Raw genomic sequence first — 1,494 nt, forward strand, 5'->3', positions numbered from 1 at the left:
GTCGTTGCCGCGTCGATCATCGGGTTCTGCCAAAGCTCGAGCCGGCTGGTAAAGCTCTTGCGGATCGACGTACGGGTGTTGTCGCTGGTGTCCAGGTAATCGGACAACGCCATGATGCACTCGGCCGAAAGCGGGTTATCCGACTCCTGCCGCGCCGCCAGCTTCGCTTTGAGCGACTTCGCCGTGGCCCGCATGCCGAACCGCAGCGCCGCACCGAGCGTCACCTGCTCGTCCGGCGTCTCCATCAGGTAAAGCACCGTGCCCAGGAACAACGACCGGCACGAGGCCGTCCAGATCGGATCACCGCCGTCAGCCGGGTCCGGCCAGATCATGCCGGCGATTTTCTGAATGTCGTTGACGCGAGCACCAGGCTCGCTGGCGACGTAGTGCAGCGGGTTCCAGCCATGCGAACGGCCGTCGCGCGCGCCCGGATTGAACAAATAGCAGGCCTGGCCGCACGCGGTGCGGAAACCGGAGGTCAGATCCCAGTTCTCCTGCTTAATGTCGAGTACGACGGCAGACTCGCCCCAGTTCAGCAGGTTCGGGATCACGATGCCGACGCCCTTGCCGCCGCGCGTGGGCGCGGCCACGCGGGCGTGGCTGTCGCCGTTATACATCAGGTAGTCCTCGCCGAGCTTACCGACGAGGATGCCCTTGTCACCGAGCAGGCCGGCCTTCTTGATTTCGCGCAGCTTTGCGAAGCGGGCCGCACCGTAGAGCGCGCGATCATCGCGCTTGCTGAAAATCAGCCAGCCGATGAAACCAAACGGCAGTGTGGCGATGAACATGGCCACATACATGTGCTGCATCAACCGCTGCTGGTCGCCGTAGTGCTGCCAGTATTGATACAGCGTCAGGAAACCCGGCTCGACGTTGACCTTGGCCAGCGGCACGAAGATTTCCGCGCCGAGCCTGGCCCAGCACGCGACAAGGGCGACACCCAGCACCACGCCGATAACTGCCTTTGCCCACTTGGGCGGCTGCGGGCTCATGCTGCCTCCGAAAGGGTGCTGTGGACACGCGACGAGGCCAGCCGGCGATGAGGGTCGAAATAGACCTCCTGCAGCTTGCGTTTCTTGTAGAACAGCACCACGTCGATCGTCTCGAAACACATCTGCTGCAGGTATTCCGGCGGCAGATCGCGGCCGGACGGACTCGATTTCAGGAGCGACACCAGGCGCGTCATGGCATCGAGGGCGCTGTTGGCGTGGATCGAGGACAGCGAACCGGGATGGCCAGTGTTGAGGCTGTCCATGTAGTCCCACGCCTCTGGCCCGCGCAGCTCGGCCAGCAGGATGCGATCAGGCTTCATGCGCATGCACGATTTGAGGGCGTCCTGCGCCGTACATTGCGGACCGGCCTCACCTGGGCGCGCGGCTTTGTAGAACAAGTGAACCTTGTTCGGGTGCCCCTGCATGAACAGTTCGTGGGCATCCTCGATGGTAATCACGCGCTCGCTGTGGGGGATGCAGGCCACCAGGGCCCGCATCACTG

Annotated in this window: 2 protein-coding genes; both read right to left on the reverse strand. The window is 63.5% G+C overall.

What is annotated here, in order from left to right:
• The coding region (locus EOD15_RS34145; protein WP_185929160.1) for a type IV secretory system conjugative DNA transfer family protein at positions 1 to 992 on the reverse strand (992 nt) is incomplete at its 3' end.
• Positions 989 to 1,494, reverse strand: a 506-nt coding sequence (locus EOD15_RS34150) for an ATPase, T2SS/T4P/T4SS family (protein ID WP_185929161.1), incomplete at its 5' end; no start/stop codon positions are given. The genes EOD15_RS34145 and EOD15_RS34150, both read right to left, overlap by 4 nt.

The organism is Mesorhizobium sp. M7A.T.Ca.US.000.02.2.1 (genome assembly GCF_003996995.1).
Taxonomy (GTDB): domain Bacteria; phylum Pseudomonadota; class Alphaproteobacteria; order Rhizobiales; family Rhizobiaceae; genus Mesorhizobium.